General features: G+C 65.1%; 7 protein-coding genes. All 7 read right to left on the bottom strand.

Features of this window, described 5'->3' with window-relative positions; genetic code table 11:
• Nucleotides 1-977, bottom strand: a 977-nt coding sequence (locus tag NTX40_06840; GenBank protein ID MCX5648796.1) for a hypothetical protein, incomplete at its 3' end; no start/stop codon positions are given.
• Between the two features lie 346 nt (nucleotides 978-1,323).
• Entirely contained in the window at nucleotides 1,324-2,448 is a 1,125-nt protein-coding gene (locus NTX40_06835) for a DegT/DnrJ/EryC1/StrS family aminotransferase (protein MCX5648795.1), read from the bottom strand.
• 176 nt (nucleotides 2,449-2,624) lie between these two features.
• Nucleotides 2,625-4,019 (bottom strand): alkaline phosphatase family protein, encoded by a 1,395-nt coding sequence (locus tag NTX40_06830; protein MCX5648794.1) that lies wholly within the window; start codon nucleotides 4,017-4,019, stop codon nucleotides 2,625-2,627.
• A gap of 208 nt (nucleotides 4,020-4,227) precedes the next feature.
• Nucleotides 4,228-4,452 carry a CopG family transcriptional regulator gene (locus tag NTX40_06825; protein MCX5648793.1) on the bottom strand — a complete coding sequence of 75 codons (225 nt, stop codon included), beginning with the start codon at nucleotides 4,450-4,452 and terminating at the stop codon, nucleotides 4,228-4,230.
• A gap of 217 nt (nucleotides 4,453-4,669) precedes the next feature.
• Nucleotides 4,670-5,392 carry an HAD family hydrolase gene (locus NTX40_06820; GenBank protein ID MCX5648792.1) on the bottom strand — a complete coding sequence of 241 codons (723 nt, stop codon included), beginning with the start codon at nucleotides 5,390-5,392 and terminating at the stop codon, nucleotides 4,670-4,672.
• Nucleotides 5,393-5,422: 30 nt separating this feature from the next.
• On the bottom strand, nucleotides 5,423-7,135 hold the full coding sequence (locus NTX40_06815; protein MCX5648791.1) for a hypothetical protein: 1,713 nt from the start codon (nucleotides 7,133-7,135) through the stop codon (nucleotides 5,423-5,425).
• Between the two features lie 69 nt (nucleotides 7,136-7,204).
• A partial coding sequence (locus tag NTX40_06810; protein MCX5648790.1) for a hypothetical protein occupies nucleotides 7,205-7,406 on the bottom strand: 202 nt, incomplete at its 5' end.

Below are 7,406 nucleotides of genomic sequence, written 5' to 3'. Positions count from 1 at the left end.
GCCGCGCCGCACTTCGCCAGGGCGTCCTCGATCCTCTTCAGGGTCAGCGTGGCGGCCGTGCGCGCGAGGTCCTCGGCCGTGTGAAGTTCGAGGAACCGCTGGTAGTAGGCTTGGGCGCGGCGAAGCATCGCGCCTTTGCTCACGGGTGTTGCCGCCTGGTCCGCGAGGCCGCGGTACCAGTCCCCCAGTTCCGTGCACGCCAACTCCGGCGCGTCCTCAACAGGCTTGGCGGCCGCGGGGACGTACTTCCGCGTCGCCTCGTCCAGGGTCTCATCGAGGAACTTCGCGGCCTCGGCGGGGTTGTCCATCTCCACAAGGTACAGCCGCACGAGTTCTTTCCTGGAGACCTCGTCCTTGGCATCGGCATCCAGTTTCGCCTTGAGCGCCGCAATCTGCTTCTCGACTCTCTGCCGGGGCGCCAGGTTCTCGAGCCGGGCCTGGAGGGCCGCCTTGTTCTCCGACCTGATGGCCGTGGCAACGGCGATCGCCTGGCGCAGGGTCAAGCCGGCGGCGTCAGAATCTCCTGCGGCCGTCTGGGCCTCGGCCAGCGCGCTCAGGGCAGCCATGACATCCTCGCCCGCCTTCGTCTTCGCCTCGCCGCGCTCTGCGGCGTACTGTTTCTGGTAAAGGGCGGCGTTCTTCCGAAGGCACTCCACCTTCTTCTCGGGACTCTTCCCGGCCAAGAGATCCATAGCAGCCGTCGCGGTCGCATACCCGGAGGCGTCCTTGGCGGCTAGTTCATAGGCCTTCTCGCACAAGAGCGACAGGAGCGCCGGCTGGTCCCCGGCCTCCTTCGCGTCCCCCAGCATCTGTTTGGCCAGGGCGACATCGTCGGCCGGCAACGGGGTCGCGGCGACGCGCTTGAGGTCCTCTCCGTAAATTTTGTTGAAGGTATCCGCGGCCTCGCCGGCCAGGACGGGAAGCGAACTGGCCAGAAGAATTGCCGCCGCCGCCGCCAGGCGACACGAAAGGTTCATACCATCCCTCCTCGGAGACACCACTACCGGATCCTGTGTGGCCATAGTATGCGCGCGGCCCGCCAAAGTCATCAGGAAAACACGCCATGAACGGATGCGCCTTGGCCGTCAGAAAGGTTGTGCCATGACCAGGAGGGAGGGCAGATCCCTTGCACCATGATGCATCGCCCAAGCCTCGCCGCCGTAAGAAGATGCGGTTCTATAAACCCGCAAACCCGCAGAAGGCGTTCAGGAAAGACGCCACCGCCGAGGTGTTCGGTTCGAAGTTTGTGCACTCACGCCAGCCAATGAAACGCATCGCGGCCCGTACGGGCCGCGATTCTCTTTCATCACCGCCCTCCCGGCGTCAGAGCCGCGCGATGGCGGATTTCAGGCGTTCGACGACCAGGTCCTGGTCCTTCTCCGTGAGGCGATTGTAGAACGGGAGGGCGATCGTCCGGGCGCTCACCTTCTCGCACACCGGGAAGTCGCCGGGCTTGTAGCCCAGGTCGCGGTAAAACGGCTGGAGGTGGATGGGGGTGAAGTAGTTGTTGCATCCGATGCCGTCGCGGCGAAGGCTTTCGAGGATGGCGTCGCGATCGCGCTGCGTAAACCGGTCGGCCAGGCGCACCACGAAAACGAACCACGAGAGTTCGCCGTCCTCGTACGGCGCGGGCAGGACCAGTTCTTCGACATCGGCGAGTTTCTCCAGATACCGCCGGGCGACTTCCGAGCGCATCCGGAGGAACTCCGGCAGGCGCGCCAGTTGCGCCAGACCCAGGGCCGCGTTGATGTCGGCGAGGCGATAGTTATAGCCGAGGCGTGCGTGGGCGAGCCAGCCGGCCCCGGCGTCGCGCCCCTGGTTGCGGAGGCTCGAGCAGAGGTCCGCGAACCGGTCGTCGTCCGTGACGATCATGCCGCCCTCGCCCGTGGTCATCTGCTTATTAGGGTAGAAGGCAAAGGTGGCGGCCCGGCCGAAAGTCCCGACCTTTCGGCCCTGGCAGGTGGCGCCGAGGGCCTCGCAGGCATCCTCGACGACGGGAAGGTCCTGCGCCTTGGCGACGCGCTCGACTTCGTCCATCGGCATGGGCCGGCCGAAGATGTGGACCGGCAAGAGGAGCCGGGTGCGGTCCGTGACGGCCGCCTCGAGTTTCGCGACGTCGAGGTTCCAGGTCGCCTCGTCGATGTCCACAAAGACCGGCCGGGCCCGCTCAAAAAGGGCGCAGTTGGCCGACGCGACGAACGAGAAGGGGCTCGTGATCATCTCGTCGCCGGGCCCCAGGCCGATCGCCCGGACGACGACGTGCAGGCCGCTCGTGCCGGAGTTGACGGCCACGGCGCGCCGCACACCGAGATAGTTGGCAAACGCCTTCTCGAATTCCGGGACCTTCGGACCGAGGCTGAGGTGCGGCGTCCGCAGGACGCCGACGACCGCGTCAATGTCCGCCTGGTTGATGTCCGGCCGGGAGAGCGGCACACGTTCTTTCGTCATCGAAGCCTCCTCCTATTTCTACAACGCTATCTCAACGCAGAGGACGCAGAGCACGCAGAGAACGGCAAAGATAGGGGAACGGCAAACAGCATGCTTTGTAAGCCGTTGTTTACACACTCCTCCCTCTGCGGTCGGAGTTTACCCCGTCGGGGCGATCTCTGCGTTGAAAAAGAGCGCTACCACGTGATGCGTTTGCCCTGGACGTCGGCCTCGGGCTCCAGACGGAAGTAACTCAGGACCGTCGGCGCCACGTCCATAAGGTGAAGCCCCTCGAGGCGGCGACCTCCGCCGGGCCGCGCCGGGTCGCGCAGGACGAACATGCCGTGGTAATCGTGATTGGCGTCATCGGGCCCGGTGTCGTTTTCGAAGGTGTGGATCCGGCCGGTGCCGACCTGGCCGACGCTGCGCCAGTCGAGGTCGCCCCAGTACACGATGAGGTCAGGCGGGACGCCGGCGACGGTGCGGTAAATCTCCTGCGGCTTGAGGGCGCGTGTGCCGATGGGCCGGCCTTTGTGGTCGGGGATGGCCTCGAGGGCCGCCTTCAGTTCGTCGCGGACTTTCTCATAATCCGCGGGCGAGATGATACCCTGCGGCTCCCGTCCCTGGACGTTCATAAACACGCGGGCGTAGTATCCGCCTTCGCCCCACGCGCGGGTGCGCGACCAATCGATCTTGCACTTTTCGAGCGGGGTCGGCTCGCGGGGCGGCTCCTGAAGGACCAACCAGCCGTTCCGGATGAGCCACTCGTTGACGCAAATTCCGCCGTCCATCTTCTTGGCGCCGTGGTCGCTCGCGACGAGGACGACGCATTCAGGACCGAGGACGTCCAGCAGTTCGCCCATTCGGGCGTCCAGGTAAACGTGGTAATCGCGGATGCAGTTCTCGAAGGGGTTGCCCGGCACATACTTCGGGTGCGTCGGGTCCGTGTAGGACCACAGGCCGTGGTAAACCCGGTCGGGCCCCATTTCGACCATCATGAAGAAGTCCCACGGCCGCGTCTGGACGAAATGGCGCGCCAGGCGGAATCGCTGCTCCGTCATCTTGTAGCACTGGTCGAGGATGTACTGCTTGTCGTCGGTGCGAAAACCTTTGACGTCCAGCAGGTAGTCTTCGCCGAGGAAGTCGGCGATTTCGTCTTTCAACTCGGGTGGGTGGGTGTACTGGCTCTTGGTGCTCGGCGTCAGGAAACAGGTGATCATCTCGCCGTCAAAGGGCTTCGGCGGATACGTCTGAGGCACGCCGACGACGATGCTTCGGAGGCCCTCGCGGCTGAGGCGTTCCCAGATGCGTTCGCGTTGGACGGCCAGGCTGGTGGCAAACGTCAGGCCGTCGTATGTGTAGTCCTTCCGGTTGCGGAACCCGTAGAGGCCCAGCGTTCCCGCGTCCACGCCCGTCGTCATGCAGGTCCAGGCCGGGACGGTAATCGGCGGGTCGCAACTCCGCAGCCGGCCGTACACCCCGCCTTCGACGAGGCGTTTGAGATTCGGCAAATCGTCCAAGTACCTGTCGAAGACCAACTGGGGCGTGGCACAATCCAGGCCGATGACCGCCACTTGGCGTTTCTCAGGCATTTGAAGCATCCGTATCTGAAGGTTCCGTGCACCGGCGCGAGAACCGCAGGCCCGCCCACCGCGTCGGTCGCGCCTCCGTTAGTTTACCGCGCGGACGGCCTCGCCGCGACCTTCCACCAGGGCGCGAAAGGCCGGCGTGAGCGATCGTTTCGGAGAGGGTTTCGTCAACCGCCCCCGCCGGCGCCCGCGCCGCACGCTGACGACCTTCTCAATCGAGGTAGCCGAGAGCACGGAGGCGTTTGCGGATGAGGTCCACTTCCTGCTCGCTGAGGCCTTCGCGGCGTTCCACTTGGCCTCCCGCCACCAAGTCCCGCATCACAAAAACGATGAACTCGGTGACCGAGCCGAAACCGGTGCCCCCGATCACGGTTTGCAGCCTCCGGTACAATACCCTCGGTATCTTGATCGTAACCTTGTCCCGTCCGGTAACCATCGGGGTTCCCTCGCAGGTGTGCCGGAGCGTTCACAGACTCCAATCACACTCCAGAAAGGATACCGATGAAAGCCCTTCTGTCAACTCCGGCGTGGCACAAAGTGGGTCCGGCCTGAAGGCTAACGCGCGTAAGACTTTGCCGGAGAAGGACTTGCACTCTTTCCGATCCAGGCTTTTTTGGTGCGAAAAAGGCCTTAAGGTACCCGGCACACCGCCCCTATTTCGGGCAAGAAAGCGATTCCAGAAGCCCTGCCAGCCCGTCAAGCGAAGAAACTGTCGCGGCCACCAGCCGAGGCTCCGATAGGGGTGCATCCCCATACAGGCCGCCAGGCCGACGAACCCGGATCGAGGGCCGCCAGCCCGCTGCCGCCGGACCCTGGAAATCCTTGGACGGATTGTCCGCGACGTAGATGCAGGCTTCGGCCGGTACTCCCAGGCATTCGGCAAGGTCGCGGAAGGCGCGGGGATGAGGTTTGCGGTACTCGCGGCCGAAGGCCTCGGTCAGCACCACCGCGTCCAGCCGTTCGGCAAGGCCCAGGGCATCGACCTTGACCTGTTGGGCGTCGAGCGGCCCATCCGAGATAAGGCCCAGATGGAAACCGCGCGCCCTGAGATCCGCCAACGCGCGGTCGGCGTCGGGGTGGAGGCGAATGTCCGGTCGAACAAAACCGTAAGGTGAGCGGTGGGAGCGGTAGATGCCAACGAGGTCGCGGATGAGTTTCTCGGAGGGCTCAACGCCGAACGCCTCGAGGACGTGATTGAAGGTCCGCCCGCGGACGCCCGCGTCGAAGGCCGCCTCGAGACCCGCCGCGACCGGCTGGTCAACCACACCGGCCCGAACGAGGTACGCGGAGACGGCGCGAAAACCGCTGCGCACGAACGCGCGCTCGGGGTAGAGCGTATCGTCCAGATCGAAAGCCACAAGCGAGATGGCGGCCAAGGTCGGGCTCGTCCTGCGCGAGGTCCGCGGCTACCCCTGGAGGCGTGCCAGGCGGAGGAACTGGTCGGCGCGTGCGAAGTCCGGCCGCAGATGAAGGACTTCGGCCAACTCGTCGGCCGCGTCCGCATAACGACCGCTGAAATAGTACACGTAGGCCAGGAGGAATCGCGTGTCGGCGACCGTCGGCCTGAGTTCGACCAGGCGCTCCAGGTCCGCCACCTGTCGCCGATATTCACCCTCGTCGCCGTAGAACTCCTGAAGGCGAAATTCGTAAAGCCCCCAAGCGGGTTCCAGCGCGAAGGCTTTCTCCAGATACCGTATGGCCGAACGGTACTCGCCGTTGGCGAAGGCCGCGTGAACAAGGGCGAAGAGGGAAAACGGGTCTTCGGGCCTGTCCTTATGGGCGGCGCGGTACTCCTCGTCCGCCTGCGAGAACTCGCCCATGAAGAATCGAAAATCCCCGAGCCGCATGTGGTCTTCATACGACTCCGCACCCGTCTGAAGGACGGTGACGAGGCGAGCCCGGTCCTCGGGACTGAGCGGTTCTTCCTCGAGGCCTGTCAATTGTTCGGTCACGCGGCGCAGCGCCGAGAGCGTCGGCCGACGCACCGTTTCATCGACCGCGCCGGCCTTCAGGCGTGCGAGCAGATGAGCGGCCGCTTCGTCTTTCGGGGCCCATCGGGCCAGGCGCTCCTCGGCCGCCGACCATCTCCCCTGAAACAAGTCCACGTAAGCCATCAGGAAATTCAGGTCGGCGTTGTCGGGCTGGAGGGCGAGTTGAGCCTCGAATTCCGCCCGGATGTCGGCCAAGTCGCTCGCGTTCGGGAAAATGTCCTGGAGGTTCGACCCCGTGATGTGCAGGTTGTCCGGCCAGCCCGGGGCCAGCGTGAGGGATTGCCTCGCCTCGGCGGCGGCCTGGCTCAGCCGGCGGCCGGCGATCAATGAAAGCGCCAGCGCGCGCCGCCGCGTCGCGCTGGTCGCATCGCGGTTCACAAGGATTGTCCATACGTCGACGGCGGCGTCGTAACGGGCGTTGTTGAAGAGGTAATTGCCGAGGGCGGCCAACTGGGGATCGTAGAACTGGTCGAGGGTCACCCCGGCCGGCAGACTCCGGGCGAAAAGCAACGCCTCGGCCGTTTCCAGGAAGCGCGCCTCGCCGAGGCTCTGCTGGACCTCGGCGGTGAAGGGGGCGAGGAAAAGTTCCCGGTCCACGGCGCCGCTGCCGACGAGGTCCATCCGCGAGAAGAAACCGTAGCCCAGTTGCGGCTGGTCCTGGAGTGGAAATGGGCACATCCACTCCCGCAATCCGACGCGGAGGGGACCGAGGCTCGTTTCCTGAAGGTCGCGAACACGGCCCGAGAGGGCCAGCATGCTCTCCCGCAACTTGGCAAACCGCGCGCGTTTTTCAAACTGAAGCGAATCAATGGTGCGGAACCGGATCTCGTAACTGGGCGGCACGCCTGGGCCCGGCGCGTTGGCATGCCAGGTGACCGGCCGCCAAGCGTCGGACAATGAAACACCGCCCGTTGGGCCGTAGCCGGCGTACCCTTGCCCGCCTACGGGGGCAGCGAACTGCCCGGCCGTCGCGTATTGCGAGCCGTAACCACCCAGCGTGTATCCCAAGCGTTCGCTTGGCAGGATACGCGTGCTGCCGACAGAGCCGACACCCCTAAGACCTTGCGCCTGGAGCGTCCTGGCGGCCACAAAAGCCAGAAACGCGGCCCCAACGGCCATACAGAGCATCTGGTTCCTCATCCACTGTCGCATTCGTTCCCATGACCTCCGATACTCATTATCCTCGCGCGAGGGCATTTAGGCAAGCCCCTGGCCGCCTCCGCGTCCGGCCCGTTTTCGCAGAAGATAGCGGTCGGCCGCAGCCTTTTCCTCCGGCGTCATGCGCAAGAACCCGAGCCGCCAGACGACCACGAGGCAGACCAGCGCGATGCCCACGTAAAGGACCATCGCGTAGCGGCCCCGCATGTACAGGATGAGCATCCCGGCGACCGCGAGCGCC

It is taken from the genome of Planctomycetota bacterium (assembly GCA_026387035.1).
In the GTDB taxonomy this organism is placed as follows: Bacteria; Planctomycetota; Phycisphaerae; order FEN-1346; family FEN-1346; genus JAPLMM01.
The sequence above is the reverse complement of the archived record's forward strand: the minus strand, read 5'-3'. Positions and strand labels throughout refer to the sequence as shown.